Raw genomic sequence first — 15,211 nt, forward strand, 5'->3', positions numbered from 1 at the left:
ACGTACTACTCGCGAACCTACTCGGGAACCTCCACCCACACCGCCTCGCTCGGGCGGCCCTGGTCGTCCGTGACGAACAGCATGTACCAGCCGGGCTGGACCAGGTTCTTGTTCTCCGGGACCGTGACCGTGACGTTGTCGCCCGAGGTCTTCAGGCCCAGCTCGATGGAGCGCTGGTCGATGTCGGTGACGTGCGTGGACGCGCTCGGCTTGATCAGGCGGGCGTTCTTCAGGTCCTTCGCCTGCCGGGAGGTGAACGTCGCGGAGGTGCCGCGCTCGATGGTCTCCTCGCCGCCGGTGAGGACCGGCCTGGTGCCGTTGTAGAGGTACGGCGGCGTGTAGATCCCGATGCGCTGCTCGAACTTGCCGGGCTTGGTGTTCGCGGCGTCCGAGAAGAGGGAGTCCGAGCCGAAGACGACGACCCGGCCGTCGGGGAGCAGCAGCGAGCCCGAGTGGTAGTTGCGGCCCACCAACGGATCGGCCACGCGCCGCAGTTCCTCGCCGCCCGGCGCGAGGATGCGGGCCTGAAGGATGTTGGAGCCGCCGCGGCCGCGGTAGTCCTCGGAGCCACCGGTGATCAGGACGCTGTCGTCGGGGAGGATCGAGGACTGCGGGTAGCGGGTGCCCTTGTCCAGGGACGGGCCGTCCTTGAAGACCGGGTTGTCGTCCTTGAGGTCGATGATCCGGGTCTTCTCGCTGGACTTCTCGGACTCGCCGACGCCTCCGCCGCCGATCACCATGAACCGCTGGTCCTGCGCGGGCGGCAGCATCACGGTGCCCGCGGTCTCCATCAGCTCCGGGTCGCTGAGGCCCTTGACCTTGGTGAACTCGTTGGTGTCGAAGTCCCAGACGCCGGGGTCGCGGCCCACGTCGTCCGGGCCGTACCCGGCGTTCGCGCCCGAGTAGAACAGCTTGCCGCTCGGCAGGATGAACACCGCCGGGTAGGTCGGGAACTGCCGCTCCTGCGGGACGTACGACCACTCCTTGGTGTCCGGGTCGTACACCTCGTTGCGGTCGCCCGGCACGATCTGGCCGATGTCGTCCAGGCCGGACAGGGCGAGGATTCTGCCGTCGGAGAGCGTGGTGAGCGTCGGGTACCAGCGGGCCTCGTTCATCGGGTCGACCTTGATGTACTTCTCGGCGACCGGGTCGAACTCGTAGGCGTCCCTGATGCCCTGGAAGTCCTTCTTGTCCAGGGCGAGCTTCTGCGCGATGCCGTACGTGTTGCGGGCGTCGGCGCCCTTGAGGCCCTGCACCCGGTAGTTGTCCTGGGTGCCGGTCGCGTACTTCTTGCCGCTCTTCTGCGCCTCGACGTACACGCGGCCGAGGCCCGGGTCGTTGCGTACGAACGCGCCGGTGGCCTCGTCGAAGACCTTCTTCGCGCGCTCCACGACCACCGGGTCCTTGGAGACGAAGGTCTTGCCGTTTTCCTTGCCGGTGAAGCGGGTGCCGGCGGGCAGCGTGATCGGCTCGTCCGGGTTCTCGTTGTGCACGATCATCAGGCCGCCGGCCTTGGTGACGTCGCCTTCGAGTTTCTCGTACCGCTTGGTGCCGCCCGCCACCAGGAGTTTGCCGTCCGGGAGCTGGGTGTGGCCGGTGCAGAACAGGTCGTTGGGTGTGGGGATCTTCTTGAAGGTCTCCTTGACCGGGTCCCAGAGGATCGTGTCGAACTTCTTCGCGTCGAAGTTCTTCTCGTTGTTCCCGGAGCCCGCGACGAGCAGCACCTTGCCGGTGTGCAGGACGGCCGCGTGGATGGTGTTGAGCCGGTACTTCTCGGGGATGTCGACGAGGTCCCAGTGCCCGTTCTCGGCCTTGTACTCGGGTCTGTTGATCTTGTACTGGTGGTACTGCTCGGAGCCGAACCGCCAGAGCCACGGGCCGTTCATGCCGGCGAGGGCCACCACCACCGCCGTGCCTATCGCGAAGCGGCGGGCCCGGCGGCGGCCGGTGGAGCGGTCGTTCATTTCTTATGTCCCCCAAGAGAAATCTGTACGGTCTCGTCGCCGGCCTGCGCCGGTTCGGCAGCCGCCCAACTCGGCCGGCGGCGTGGCGCATGCGCGCCGGGCAGCCGCGGGTCGGGCGGCTGCGGTACGGGCTGCGGTACGGGTTGCTGTACGGCTTGCGGTACGGGCTGCGCCGGTTCCTGCGGTACGACGACGGGCTGCTGCAGTGTGTCCCCGGGCCGCGGTTCCGGCGCGGCCGAAGGAGTCGGACTTCCGGGTGCCGCGGCCGACTTGCGGCGCTTCTTCTCCTGCCGCCACGTGTACCGCCACGCGAAGATCGGCGCCGCCGTGATCAGCAGCGCGAACGAGGCCCAGGTGATCATCGCCGGGTGGGCGTTCCCGTACACGAACGCGGCGGCGATCGAACCGGCGAAGACCAGGATGAAGAACAGGTGGATGCGGAAGGTCCCGAACAGCGTGTCCGGGCTGGCCGACTCACCCTTCGGGGTCACCACGAACTTGGACTTGCGGCGCAGCACCGCGTCCATGAGCGAGCGGGCGTAGATCGGCGCGGAAAGGGCCGACATCACCATGCCCGCCACACCGCCGGACCCTTCCGGCTCGTGCGGGGAGACGTTGTGCCGCCGGTTCCACACGTACAGGCCGATCTGCAGCGCCGAGGCGTTGCCGTACAGCATCAGCCAGATCGTCGGGTCGATGTTCACACCCGAGGCGCCGAGGCCCAGGAACAGGGCGCAACTCAGCGCCGCGAGGATCCAGTTGAGGGCCGACATCGGGTAGAAGATGATCATCATCGTGTAGTTGAAGAGCTTGCCCGGAGGCAGGGAGTACCAGCCCTTCCAGTACTGCTTGAGGATCGTCTCGTACGTCCCGCGCGACCAGCGCAGCTGCTGCGTGAAGAAGTCCGTCCAGGCGTTCGGGCCCTCGCCGACCGCCAGCACGTCCGGGGTGTAGACCGACCTCCACTTCTTGCCGGTGACCGGGTTCCGGTGGCGGTGGATCTCGAAGCCGGTCGCCATGTCCTCGGTGATCGAGTCGTACAGGCCGCCGATCTGCTGGAGCGCCCTGATGCGTACGGCGTTGGAGGTGCCGACGAACATCGGCGCGCCGTAGCGGTTGCCCGCGCGCTGGATCAGGGCGTGGAAGAGGAACTGCTGGGACTCGGCGGCCTTGGTGACGAACGTGTCGTAGTTGCCGTACACCTGCGGGCCGATGACGAAGCCGACGTCCGGGTCGCGGAAGTAGCCGAGCATCCGTTCCAGGTAGTTGGGCAGCGGGACGTGGTCGGTGTCGACGGAGGCGAAGTAGTCGTACGCGTCGCCGTGCGCGTCCAGCCAGGCGTTGTAGTTGCCGTGCTTGGTCCTGGCGCGGTGCGGGCCCTTCGTCTGGTTCCACTTCTCGACTCCCTTGCGGGAGAAGTGGTGCACGCCCAGGCGCGCGCAGACCTCCTTCACCTCCGGGTCGTCGCCCTCGTCGAGCAGCCAGACGTGCAGCAGTCCGCGGTGCCGGATCCTGACGGCGGCTTCGAGCGTCTTGGTCACCATCTCGATCGGCTCCTTGCCGGGCACGAACGAGGTGAGGAACGCGACGCGGGTGCCGGTCTCGGGCACGACGGGGACCGGGTCGCGGGCGACGAGGGTGGCGTGCGCGTTGGACAGCACGTTCATGCAGCGGAAGAACTCGATCAGGCCGATCGAGACGAGCATGACGACGTCGAGGTGTTCGAGATACGCGTTCGGTACGTAGTCCCGCTTCGTCCAGTGCTCGGGCTGGAGCAGCCAGGCGAGCAGCACGAGCGAGAGCAGCGGCGCGGCGCCCAGCATGAGGGCGGCCCGGATGCGGTGCGGCTCCTGGGAGAGCAGGGAGCGGTAGCGGACCTTGTACGGCGTGCCGGGGTCGGGCTGCGTGAGGGGGCCGGCAAGCCGGCTGTAGTGCTCGTAGTCGTACCGCGGCAGCGATTTCTTCAGCCGCCGGAACCCGCCCGTCCGGTTCGACAGGACCCGCAGCTGGGTCGTCCGGGACGGGTCGGATCCGGGTCCGGCGCCCGTAGGCGTCGACGTCATGAGTCATCCCCCCGCACGCGGTCGGTCGCCGCGTGGTCGTCGGTCTGGTCACCGCCGGGTCCCCCCTGCACCCGGCGGTCGCATCAGTGGCGGGCCACCGGTCGTTGAGACGCGCAGAACGCCTCGGCGGTTCGCCCCCATTCAACTCCGGCGCACCGGCCATCACATGGTGTTCACGATTCACGCAAGGGTTCTACGTCGCCACGATGATCGCAAGGCGGGAATCCCCTGGTTGCGCATCATTCGCGCGCTTTGCGGCGGGAGTTGGTCCTTCCGGTCCTTCCGGTCCTTCCGGTCCTTCCGCTTCCCCTCAGGCCGTCGGCGCGGCCGCGCCCGCCTCGCCCGTGCCCGCCTCGGGTGAGCCGAGCCGCTTGCGGAGGTTGCCGAAGTGCTCGCGTACGGCCTGCTCGGACCGGAGCGTGTCGCCGGAGCGGACCGCGTCGAGGATCTCCCGGTGCTGGCGGCAGGTCACCTTCGGGTCGTGCGGGAAGTCCACGAGGTCGGTGCGTACGCGGTGGAAGGCGTCCCAGAACGCCTCCAGGACCTCGCCGAGCAGCGGGTTGCGCAGGCAGCGGTAGAGCGTCGCGTGGAAGGCGCGGTCGGTCTCGGCGGCCACCGTGCCGACGGCGGCCTCGCTCTCCATCCGGTCCACGAGCGCGTCGAGTTCGGCGAGGTCGCTCGCCGGGACCTGGCCGGCGAGCCGTGCGAGCAGCCCGGTCTCCACGGCCTCGCGCAGTTCGAGGAGTTGCAGCAGACTGTCCTCACCGCGGTAGTGGCCCGCGACGGTACGGAACGCGAGGCCGTCGATCATCGGCGCCATCGACATCGGGCCCACGTAGGTGCCGAAGCCGTGCCGGATCTCGACGATGCCCATCGCCACCAGCGCCTTCAACGCCTCCCGTACGGAGTTGCGGCTCACGCCGAGCAGCTCCATCAGCTCGGGCTCGGTGGGCAGCGGGGCGCCGGAGGGCAGCCGCCGGTCGATGATGAGCTTCTTGATCCGCTCCTGTATGTCGCGCGCCATGGGCCAAAGGTATCCGGCGCGTGGCGGGGCGGGGGCGGTGAGGTGTCCACGGGGTTCCCGCGGGGCGTTTGGTGGAGTGCGCACGCGAGCACACACGATCGCATGCGACCGCGCACGACTGCGCACGACGAAGGCCCCTCGCTTTCGCGAGGGGCCTTCGTGTGTCGGTGCGCCGCCAGGGACTCGAACCCCGGACCCGCTGATGCTGTATTCATCCGGGGGTAACCCCCGGACCCCCAGCCGTTTGTTGGGTGCTGCGGGATCCCGGAGCGTGACAAAGGCCCTCCGCCGGAGCGAAGGGCCTTCGTGTGTCGGTGCGCCGCCAGGGACTCGAACCCCGGACCCGCTGATTAAGAGTCAGCTGCTCTAACCAACTGAGCTAGCGGCGCCTGCTGACCTGGAGAACTCTACCGGATCCCGGAGGGTGCTCCGGACCGCGCGGACGCCGCGCGGCCGCCCGGCGGGCGGTGCGGGCGGCCGTCCCCGCCGGGGGGCGTACAGCATTCGGACCGTCAGCATGCGGTCCGATCGGACAGTTGAGAAACTGACCGTCGTGCAGCAATGCGGACATTCAGGGCAGGAAAGCGATCCGGGCGGCGCACCGGGATGTGAGCCGAATCGCATCGCGGCCGACACGGCGTACCGGTACAAGAACCTCCGGCCGATGGCGCGGGGCCCGGCGCCCGGCACGGTCCGGCGCTATCCCGGCGCCGATGCGTTCGGCCCCGGCGCGCGCAGCCCGTACGTCACCCAGCTCGGGCGCCTCCTCGTCCGGCGTGGCGGCGGCCGCTTCTACCGCTCCGGGCCCTCGCCGGTCTGGGGCGAGGCGGACCGCAGGGCGACCCTCGCCTTTCAGCGTGCCCAGGGCTGGACGGGCGACGCGGCGAACGGGCTGCCAGGGCCGCTGACCTGGGCGTACCTGGTCGAGGGCGCGGGTCGGGACATCCCCGGCCCGGGTGGCGGGGGCGGGGGTGGGGGTGTGGCGGTGCCCGAGTATCCCGGCAAGTCGGCGTTCCGGCCGGGCCGGTCGGGCGTGCATGTGGAGCGGCTCGGCCGGCAGCTGCTGCGGAAAGGGTTCGGCCGGCACTACCGGCAGGGCCTGGGCCCAGGCCCTGACTGGGACGAGTGCGACCGCCGCAACGTCGAGGACTTCCAACGCGCCCAGGGCTGGCGCGGCGGCGCAGCGGACGGCTACCCGGGCCCGGAGACCTGGCGCCGCCTCTTCCTCGGCTGAGCGGACGGCAGGGACGACGGATTCACGGCAGTACGGGCAGTGCGGGCAGTACGGGCAGTACGGGCAGTACGGCGGAGGTGCGGAGGTACTGATGGGATCCACGACCGGCAGGAGCGGAGAGCGGGGCGTACGGGCGAGGGCCGCCACGCCCAGCGGCACCGGCGGAACTGGTGGCACCGGCGAGACCGGAGAGTCCGGCACCCCCACCATCACCCCGAACCCCACCATCACCCCGAACCCCACCATCAGCTCGAACCCCACGACCCCCCCGAACCCCGCCACGACCCCGAACCCCACGACCACCCGCAGCCCCCGCCTGATCCAGACCGGGGCGGCCACCGAGATCCCCCTCCACCTCCTCTTCCGCGACGACCCGGGCCCCGGCCCCGGCCCCGGCCCCGGCTCCGATGCCGTCCCCGTACACCTCCCGCCGACCGTCGTCGGCCGCAGGCGGGGCACCGGCGAGCAGTCGCGGGCGGGGGCCGGGCGCCCGGTGTCCGGGCCGTCGCCCGCGCGGGCCGTCGTGCCGACGCGGGTGGCGGTGCCCGTCGAGGTCACCGAGCGGCGGGGGTGGTCGTGGGCGGGGGCGGCCGCCGTGGCCGCCGGGCTCGCCGGTCTCGGCGGATGCGTGGCGGGCGGCTGGTGGGCGGGGGTCCTTCCCGCGTACGCCGTGCGGCTGGCGCGGTTGCCGGAACAGCTCGGGGCGGGGCTCGGCCCGGCGCAGTGGGCGGTGCTCGCCGGATCGGGTGCGCTGTCGCTGTTCGCGTTCGGGGGGCTGGGGAGGGGGCGGGTCGGCCGGGCGTGGGTGCTGTCGCTGTTCGGGCGGTACCGGGGGAGCGTGCGGCGCACCGGCCTGGTGTGGATCAACCCGCTGCTGAAACGGCGCCGGGTCGACGTACGCCTGCGGCACTGGCGCAGTGAGCCCCTGCCGGGGGTGGACGCGCACGGGGTGGCGCTGCGCGTGCAGCTGCTCGTCGTCTGGCGGGTCAGGGACACGGCGCGGGCGGCGCTCGGGGCCGAGGATCCCGTGACGTATCTGCGTGAGTGTGTGGAGGCCGCGCTCGCCGGGGTTCTGTCGCAGCTTCCGGTGGACGCGCCAGCGAGCGGCGTGGGCGGGGCGACGCTGCGCAACGCTGAGGCGGTCGGCGACGCGCTCACCCGGCGGGTGGCCGCGGACGCGGAGGCGGCCGGTGTCGAGGTGTTCGCGGTGCGGCCGACGGGGATCGACTACGCGCCCGAGGTGGCCGAGTCGGTACGCCGCCGTCGGCTCGCCGCCCTGGAGGCCCGGGACCGGGACACGGCCCTGTCCCAGCTCGTCGACTCGGTGGAGGACACGGTCACCCGGCTCACCGTGCAGGGGCTGGTCGAACTGGACGACCGCGAACGCAAGGCGCTGGTGAAGGACTTGACGGTGGCGTTCTGCACGGAGCGGACCGAGCGCTGAGGTCCGCGGGCGGCCGCCGTTCCGGTTGTCCGAAATCCACCCCTCATTGGTATGGACATGTCTATGGACACGGCCAACTGCCGCCCATAACCTGTGACTTGGTCTAGACCGCAGCACTGCGCACGGCTCACAGAACTCCCTCGTAGAACTCCCTCACAGAACTCCCCCCGTTCTCCAGGAGCACAGGAGTAGCAGCATGCGTAAACGGATGTACGCGGCAGCGGTGGGCATCGCCACCGTCGGCGCCTTCACCTTCTCCACGGGCGGCGCCAGCGGCCACGGCTACACCGACTCCCCCATCAGCCGCCAGAAGCTCTGCGCCAACGGGACCGTCACCGGCTGCGGTGCCATCCAGTGGGAGCCGCAGAGCGTCGAGGGCCCCAAGGGCTTCCCGGCCGCCGGGCCCGCCGACGGCGAGATCTGCTCGGCGGGACTCGGCCGGTTCGACTCGCTCAACTCACCGGCCAAGCCCGGCGGCGGCGCCTGGCCGGCCACCAAGGTGACCAGCGGCGGCAGCCAGAGCTTCCGCTGGCAGTTCACCGCCCGGCACTCCACGACCGACTTCAAGTACTACGTCACCAAGGACGGCTGGGACGACAGCAAGCCGCTGACCAGGGCCGCCCTCGAAACGACGCCGTTCTTCACCGTGCCGTACAACAACCAGCAGCCGCCCGCCACGCTCGAACACACCGGGCAGCTCCCCAGCGGCAAGTCCGGCCACCACATCATCCTGTCCGTCTGGACGATCGCCGACACGGGCAACGCCTTCTACGCCTGCTCGGACGTCACGTTCTGACACTTCCCGCCGCCGGGCTCTTCCCGCTGCCGGGCTTTCTCCTACCGGGCTCTTCCCCCCCCGCCGGGCTTTCTCCTACCGGGCTCTTCCCCCCACCGGCCCGGGTGCCCTGCGCGCACCGCACCCCCCATGCCGCGGTGCGCGCAGGCGGTCCGGTTCCGGTTCCGCTCCGCCTCTCCATTTCTGACGGTCAGTCAATTATGGTGCGGCGCCATGGGGATGAACGGTACCGCCGCAACCGTCGCCGATCTCGTGCGCGCGCAGTGGGACGACCACCGTCCCGGACTCCGCTGCGAGGACCGCGTACTCACTCACCACCAGGTCGCCGCCGGGGCCGCCGCGCGGGCCGCGCTGCTCGTGGACCTGCTGCCGCCCGGGGCCGAGCCACACGTGGGCGTGCTGCTCGACAACACCCCGGAATACCCGCTGTGGTTGAGCGCGGCCGCGCTCGCGGGCGCGGCCGTCGCCGGGATCAACCCGACGCGGCGAGGCGCCGAACTCGCGCGCGACATCCTGCACACCGAGTGCCGCGTCCTGCTCACCGAGCGCACCCATCTGGTCCTCCTCGACGGCCTCGAACTTCCCGGCGTACGCATCCTCGTGACCGGCACGGACGCGTACGAGCAGCTGCTCGCCCCCTACGCCGACGCCGCCCCCGGCGACGCCGTGCTCGCCCCGCCGGACCCCGCGCGCCGCATGCTGCTCTACTTCACGTCCGGCTCGACCGGCGCGCCCAAGGCGGCGATCTGCACCCAGGGACGGCTCGCCGCGGCCGGGCGTTCCCTGGCCGGGCAGTTCGACGTGGGCCGGGATGACGTGCACTACATCTGCATGCCGATGTTCCACGGCAACGCGGTGATCGCCGACTGGTCCCCGGCCCTCGCCGCGGGCGCCGCGGTCGCCCTGCGCCGCAGGTTCTCGGCCTCCGGTTTCCTCGACGACGTACGGGCGTACGGGGCCACGTACTTCACCTATGTGGGCCGCGCCGTGCAGTACCTCCTGGCCACGCCCGAGCGCCCGGACGACCGGGACCATCCGCTGCGCCTGGGCTTCGGCACCGAGGCGGGCGCGGTGGACGCGGCCCGGTTCGCGGAGCGGTTCGGGGTGCGCCTGGTGGAGGGGTACGGCTCGTCCGAGGGCGGCGCCGCTCTCCGGCGCACCCCGGGCACCCCGCCCGCCGCGATCGGCCGCGCGGCGCCCGGCGACAACCTGGCGGTGGTCGACCCGGCCTCGGGCGCGGAGTGTCCGCCGGCGCGTTTCGACGGCGCCGGGCGGCTGCTCAACGGGGCGGAGGCGATAGGGGAGTTGGTCAACCGGGGCCGCAGCCCGTTCGAGGGATACTGGCGCAACCCGGCGGCCGACGCGGACCGGGTGCGCGGGGGCTGGTACTGGACCGGCGACCTGTTCTTCCGCGACGCCGACGGCTTCCTCTACTTCGCGGGCCGTACGGATGACCGGATGCGCGTCGACAGCGAGAATCTGGCCGCCGCGATGATCGAGAACATCCTCGCCCGGTACGAGCGGGCCGCGGCGGTCGCGGTCTGCGCGGTGCCCGACCCGGTGGCCGGCGATCAGGTGATGGCGACCCTCGCCCTGGCCGACGGCCCCTTCGACCCGGACGACTTCGGCCGGTTCCTCGCGGCGCAGGACGACCTGGGCCCGAAGATGCTGCCCCGCTTCGTCCGTACGGTGCGGCGGATGCCGGTGACGGCGACGAACAAGGTGCACCGGGTCGCCCTGCGTCGCGCGGGCTTCCGCTGCCCGGACCCGGTGTGGTGGCGCCCGGACGCGGAGCTGTCGTACGAGCCGCTGACTCCGGCGGCGGAGGCGGCGCTGGTCGACCGCTACCGGGAGCAGGGGCGGGAGGGCCTGCTTGAGCACTGACCGGTGCTGGGTGCTGGGTGCTGGGAACGACTTGAGGCCCCCGCTTTCGCGAGGGCCTCAAGGCTGTCGGTGCGCCGCCAGGGACTCGAACCCCGGACCCGCTGATTAAGAGTCAGCTGCTCTAACCAACTGAGCTAGCGGCGCCTGCTGACTCGTAAATAATACCCGGCGGTGAGGAGTGCTTCTGACCGCCTGATCGGCGTGGGGTCAGATGGCCAGCGAGAGCAGGACCGGTGCCGCCCCGCGGTTCAGGGTGTGGGCCGCGGCGCGCAGGCGGTGGGCGCTCTCGATCGGCATCGACAGGGCCAGGCAGCCGACGGCGGCGCCCGCGGTGATCGGAACGGCCGCGCAGACCGTGCCCACCGCGTACTCCTGCAGGTCGAGGATCGGGACCGTGGGCGGCTGGGAGTCGAGTCTGCTGAAGAGCAGCCGCTCGTTGGTGATCGTCTTCGAGGTGAGGCGGGCCGGCTTGTGGCGGGAGAGGTGGTCCCGGCGGCCGTTGAGGTCCAGCTGGGTGAGCAGGCTCTTGCCGACGGCGCTGGCGTGCGCCGCGGAGCGGAAGTCCACCCACTCGTTGACCGCGGGGGCGTCGGGCCCCGCGGCGTACTGGGTGATCTTCACCTCGCCGTCGATGTACCGGCTGATGTAGACGGCCGCGCCGACCGTGTCGCGCAGCCGGTCCAGGGTGGCCTGGAGCTGGCTCCTGATCGCGTCGTCGTGTGCGACCGTGGAGCCGAGCTTCGCGAACGCGTCGCCCGTGGTGTACGAGTCGTCGGTGGTCTGGCGGACGTAACCCTCGCGGCGGAGCATCAGGAGCAGCGAGGAGAGTGCCCTCGGTGGCAGTCCCGTCAGCCGTGCGATCTCCATGTCCGTGACGCCGGCGGGGTGCCGGTACACGGTTTCGAGTACACGCAGGGCGTGCTGCACCGAGTGGTACGGCGCGGTCGACTCTGGCTTCAGCGCCACGGTTTCCCCCTGCATGGACCGGTTCCGGACAGCTGGGCTCCGTACCACGATAGCCGCCAAGCGGCGTCTGCGGAGGGGCTGTTGGCAAGTTTCAGGGCGTGATCCCGCCCTCGTACGGCGTCACAAGCAGGAACGCACCACAATGGCATATGCCAAGGTCAATGCCATGATCCACGTGCGGGCGCGGGGGCCCGCCGGGCCGGCCCGCGCACGCCGAAGGGCCCGGCCGTACGCGAGGTCGGCGGGGCCCTTCGGCGGGTGGGTCCGGGCGGCTCAGAGGACCGCGCTGAGGAATTCCCGGGTGCGCTCGTGGTCCGGGTCGCCGAACATCTTCTCCGGGGAGCCGGACTCGATGATGCGGCCCGAGTCGAACATCAGGACCTGGTCCGAGATGTCCCGGGCGAAGTTCATCTCGTGGGTGACGCAGAGCATGGTGATGTCCGTGGAGTGCGCGAGGTCCCGCAGCACGTCCAGGACGCCCGCGACCAGCTCCGGGTCGAGCGCCGATGTGACCTCGTCGAGGAGGAGCACCTGCGGGCGCATGGCGAGGGCGCGGGCGATCGCGACGCGCTGCTGCTGACCGCCGGAGAGCTGCGTCGGGTAGGCGTCGCCGCGGTCGCCGAGGCCCACCAGGTCGAGGAGTTCGCGGGCCCGCTCCTCCGCCTCGTCCTTGGACAGGCCGAGGACGTGCACCGGCGCCTCGGTGATGTTCCGCAGCACCTTCATGTTCGGGAACAGGTTGAACTGCTGGAACACCATGCCGATGTTCTTGCGGACCTCGCGGATGTGCTTGTCGCCGGCCGGGACGAGCTTGCCGCCGCGGTCCTCGTGCGTGAGGTACGCGTCGCCGACCTTGATGGTGCCCTCGTCGGGCTTCATCAGGGTCATCAGGAGCCGCAGAATCGTCGTCTTGCCGGAGCCGGACGGGCCGATCAGGGTGACGTGCTTGCCGGAGTCGACCTTGAAGTCCAGCTCGTCCAGGACGGTGTTGCTGCCGAAGCGCTTGGTGACCTTGTCGAAGCGGATCAGCTCGCTGCCGTCGACCGCCGGGTTGGCGGTCTCCTTGGACGTGCTCGCGTTCGGGTTGGTGGGGGTGCTGTCAGCGGACAAGGCGACGCTCCAGGGCTCGGAGAAGAAGAGAGGCCGGGTAGGCGATGACGATGAAGGCGATACCGACGACGACCAGCGGCTCGACCATCTGGAACGTGATGGAGCCGAACTGCCGCGCCTCGCCGAGCATTTCGAGCACGCCGATCGTGGCGATCAGCGGCGAGTCCTTGAGCATCGCGACGACGTAGTTGCCGAGTGCCGGGACCACGCGGCGGATGGCCTGCGGCAGGATCACCGCGAGCCAGGTGCGCGAGCGCGGCAGGTTGAGCGCGGTGGCCGCCTCCCACTGGCCCACCGGAACACCGTCTATGCCGGCGCGGTAGACCTCGGCGGTGTACGTCGAGTAGTGCAGGCCGAGGCCGATGACGCCGGTGGTCAGCGCCGAGAAGGTGATGTTCCACTCGGGGAGCACGTAGTACAGGAAGAACAGCTGCACGAGCAGCGGGGTGTTGCGGACGAACTCGGTGATCGCGGTCACCGGCCAGCGCACCACCTTGAGCGGCGAGCGCTGCGCCATCGCCCAGACGAGACCCAGGGCGAACGCGACGATCACGCTGAGCGCCAGGGCCTGGAGCGTGACGAGCACGCCGTCCCAGAAGCGCGGCATGAAGTCACTCACTGCGGACCAGTCCCACTTCATGCTGCACCACCCGTTCCACCGCTGGTCGCCAGGTCCTTCGTCTGCCGGAGCGAGAGCTTCCGGCGCTTCGGCGGGGCCTGCCCGATCCCGGCCTTCGCCTGCCGCTCCAGGACGCGCATGCCGCGGGTCAGGACGAAGGCGAGCACGAAGTACATGACCAGGATGACCGTGTACACGGGCGCGCTCTGGCCGGTGGCGTTACGCACCAGCTGGGCGCCGAAGCTGATGTCGCCGACGCCCAGGACCGACACCAGGGCGGTCCCCTTGAGCAGCTCGATCAGGAGGTTGTTCAGCGGCGGGATCATCTCCGGCCAGGCCTGCGGCAGGACGACCTTCCGCATCGACTGCGCGGGCGTGAAGCTCAGGGCGATCCCCGCCTCGCGCTGCGCCGGCGCCACCGCGGCCACGGCGCCGCGCACGATCTCGGAGCCGTACGCCCCGTAGGTGAGGCCCATCGCGAGGACGGCGGCCCACATGGGGACGAGCTGCCAGCCGAAGGCGATCGGCAGCGCGAAGAACACCAGGAACATGAAGACCAGCGCGGACGTGCCGCGGAAGATCTCGAAGTAGGTGCCGGACAGGAAGCGCACGATCCACAGTCGGTGGGTGCGGGCCAGACCGATGACGAGGGCCACGGCGGCGCCGAGCGCCGCGCTGTAGACCGTCAGCTGGAACGTGACCCACAGTCCCTTGAGGAGGAGCTCCCAGAGCCCAGGAGTGATGTCGCTCATGGCTTGCACTTCTCCTCGGCACGGATGGTGGTCATCTGGTCCTTGGTGAAGCCGAACGGCCGCATGATCTCCAGGAGTTCACCGCTGCGCTTCAACTTGTGCAGCTCCCGGTTGAACGCGTCCCGCAGGGTGGTCTCCGGGCTGCGGAAGGCGAAGCCGCCGACGTCGGTGACGGGCTTCCCGTCCACGTACGGCTGCACCTCCTTGGTCGCCTCGACGCCCGAGCCCGGACCGGCCTGCTCGACGACGTTGAACACGGTCACCGCGGTGCCGACGAACACGTCGATACGGCCCTGCTTCACGGCGAGCAGACCGGCGAGCTGGTCGGGGTAGGTGCCGACCTCCTTGACGCCGGCCTCCTTCGCGTACTTGATCTCCGCGTACCCGACGCCGGTCGCCATCTTGGCGCCCGTCTCCGCGATGTCCTTGTACGAGTGCAGGTTCTTCGGGTTGCCCTCGCGCACGATGAACGCGTCGATCATCTGGTACTCGGGATCGGCGAAGATCACCTGCTGGCAGCGCTCCGGGTTGATGTACATCCCGGCCGCGACCACGTCGAACTGCAGCGAGTTGAGCCCCGTGATCAGCGATCCGAACTCGATGGGGAATGGCTCGACCTTGTCGACGCCGAGCTCCTTGAAGATGCGCTTCGCGATGGAGGGCGAGGAGCCGGTCATCTCGCCGTCCTTGCCGATGTAGCTGTACGGCTGCTCGCCCGCGAGCCCGAGACGCACGGACCCCTTCGCTCGCAACTGCTCCAGTAGGTGCCCTCCGTCACCGGTGTCTGCGGTGGCCACACGGCTGCATCCGGTGGTCGCGCCGATGGCGCCCACCGCACCCAACGCCGCCGCCCCTGAGAGCAGTGAGCGACGGCGCAGTCCGCTTTTTCTTGTGCTTCCTGAGTTGTTCCCCTGTGGTGGAGCCATGGGCGCGCGGCTACCCGACTGGAGGGAAGATATGCCGATCGTTTTCAGTCCTTGACCCGGACGGACTGCTTCCGTTGCGCCGCCCGGCCGCACCGCGCTGCTCCGTCCGGGGATGCCCCGAGTCCGGCTGTTCTCGGGCCAGTTGGGGGCCCTTGGGGCGGTACGTCGGAACCTGGTTCGGCCGCCCGGGGAGGCCGTCCGAAGGGGTGTCGGGGGGGGCGTCGAAGGGGCGTCGACTGGTCGCCGAGCGGTCGGCGAGCGGTCGGCGAAAGCGTCGGTGCGGGGGTCGTGGAGGGGGTGTCAGGCGGTCCGTCGGGGAGGCTGTCGAGGGGGTCTGCCGACACGAGGGCGATGCGTCGCGGATGTGCGGATTGACCACGCTGGCACGGGAACCTACCTTCGTCAACAAGGGCACTTTCATCCGTCTTC

11 protein-coding genes, 2 tRNA genes and 1 pseudogene are annotated in these 15,211 nt (G+C 70.4%); 4 read left to right on the top strand and 10 right to left on the bottom strand.

Translation table 11 applies throughout. From position 1 onward, the window contains the following. Positions 1–17: 17 nt before the first annotated feature. The 4 genes from glxA to QIS99_RS12160 all read right to left on the bottom strand — a co-directional run bounded on the left by glxA (position 18) and on the right by QIS99_RS12160 (position 5,440). Positions 18–1,964 carry a radical copper oxidase GlxA gene (gene glxA, locus QIS99_RS12145; protein WP_282513234.1) on the bottom strand — a complete coding sequence of 649 codons (1,947 nt, stop codon included), beginning with the start codon at positions 1,962–1,964 and terminating at the stop codon, positions 18–20. Next, positions 1,961–4,027: a glycosyltransferase family 2 protein gene (locus QIS99_RS12150; RefSeq protein WP_282513235.1), complete on the bottom strand. Its 2,067-nt coding sequence runs from the start codon at positions 4,025–4,027 to the stop codon at positions 1,961–1,963. The genes glxA and QIS99_RS12150 overlap by 4 nt, the downstream gene beginning before the upstream one ends. Before the next feature lie 310 nt (positions 4,028–4,337). Next, a complete protein-coding gene (locus QIS99_RS12155; protein WP_282513236.1) occupies positions 4,338–5,051 on the bottom strand; it encodes a FadR/GntR family transcriptional regulator in 714 nt (237 codons plus the stop codon). A gap of 315 nt (positions 5,052–5,366) precedes the next feature. Beyond that, positions 5,367–5,440, bottom strand: a tRNA-Lys gene (locus QIS99_RS12160). 248 nt (positions 5,441–5,688) lie between these two features. On the opposite strand from QIS99_RS12160, the pseudogene QIS99_RS12165 reads away from it, so the two are divergent. The 4 genes and pseudogenes from QIS99_RS12165 to QIS99_RS12180 form a co-directional block, all read left to right on the top strand. Beyond that, positions 5,689–6,285, top strand: a pseudogene (locus tag QIS99_RS12165) (peptidoglycan-binding protein); the annotation flags it as partial. A gap of 91 nt (positions 6,286–6,376) precedes the next feature. Then, the gene (locus tag QIS99_RS12170) at positions 6,377–7,729 is read left to right on the top strand and encodes an SPFH domain-containing protein (protein ID WP_282513237.1); all 1,353 of its coding nucleotides are present in this window, start codon (positions 6,377–6,379) and stop codon (positions 7,727–7,729) included. Positions 7,730–7,925: 196 nt separating this feature from the next. Continuing rightward, complete coding sequence (locus QIS99_RS12175) at positions 7,926–8,525, top strand: lytic polysaccharide monooxygenase auxiliary activity family 9 protein (RefSeq protein WP_282513238.1); 600 nt, start codon at positions 7,926–7,928, stop codon at positions 8,523–8,525. Positions 8,526–8,744: 219 nt separating this feature from the next. Beyond that, positions 8,745–10,409 carry an AMP-binding protein gene (locus tag QIS99_RS12180; RefSeq protein ID WP_282513380.1) on the top strand — a complete coding sequence of 555 codons (1,665 nt, stop codon included), beginning with the start codon at positions 8,745–8,747 and terminating at the stop codon, positions 10,407–10,409. Between the two features lie 70 nt (positions 10,410–10,479). Here QIS99_RS12180 and QIS99_RS12185 read toward each other — a convergent pair. The 6 genes from QIS99_RS12185 to ehuB all read right to left on the bottom strand — a co-directional run bounded on the left by QIS99_RS12185 (position 10,480) and on the right by ehuB (position 14,782). Further along, positions 10,480–10,553: transfer RNA gene (locus QIS99_RS12185), tRNA-Lys, on the bottom strand. Positions 10,554–10,616: 63 nt separating this feature from the next. Then, on the bottom strand, positions 10,617–11,375 hold the full coding sequence (locus QIS99_RS12190) for an IclR family transcriptional regulator (RefSeq protein WP_282513239.1): 759 nt from the start codon (positions 11,373–11,375) through the stop codon (positions 10,617–10,619). 273 nt (positions 11,376–11,648) lie between these two features. Beyond that, the gene (gene ehuA / locus QIS99_RS12195; protein WP_282513240.1) at positions 11,649–12,485 is read right to left on the bottom strand and encodes an ectoine/hydroxyectoine ABC transporter ATP-binding protein EhuA; all 837 of its coding nucleotides are present in this window, start codon (positions 12,483–12,485) and stop codon (positions 11,649–11,651) included. Next, positions 12,475–13,125 carry an ectoine/hydroxyectoine ABC transporter permease subunit EhuD gene (ehuD, locus tag QIS99_RS12200; RefSeq protein WP_282513241.1) on the bottom strand — a complete coding sequence of 217 codons (651 nt, stop codon included), beginning with the start codon at positions 13,123–13,125 and terminating at the stop codon, positions 12,475–12,477. Before ehuD ends, ehuA begins: the two co-directional genes overlap by 11 nt. Then, positions 13,122–13,856 carry an ectoine/hydroxyectoine ABC transporter permease subunit EhuC gene (gene ehuC / locus QIS99_RS12205; RefSeq protein ID WP_282513242.1) on the bottom strand — a complete coding sequence of 245 codons (735 nt, stop codon included), beginning with the start codon at positions 13,854–13,856 and terminating at the stop codon, positions 13,122–13,124. The genes ehuD and ehuC overlap by 4 nt, the downstream gene beginning before the upstream one ends. Beyond that, positions 13,853–14,782, bottom strand: a complete 930-nt coding sequence (gene ehuB / locus QIS99_RS12210; RefSeq protein WP_282513243.1) for an ectoine/hydroxyectoine ABC transporter substrate-binding protein EhuB — start codon at positions 14,780–14,782, stop codon at positions 13,853–13,855. The genes ehuC and ehuB overlap by 4 nt, the downstream gene beginning before the upstream one ends. Positions 14,783–15,211 lie beyond the last annotated feature (429 nt).

This window comes from Streptomyces solicavernae (genome assembly GCF_029968095.1).
In the GTDB taxonomy this organism is placed as follows: domain Bacteria; phylum Actinomycetota; class Actinomycetes; order Streptomycetales; family Streptomycetaceae; genus Streptomyces; species Streptomyces solicavernae.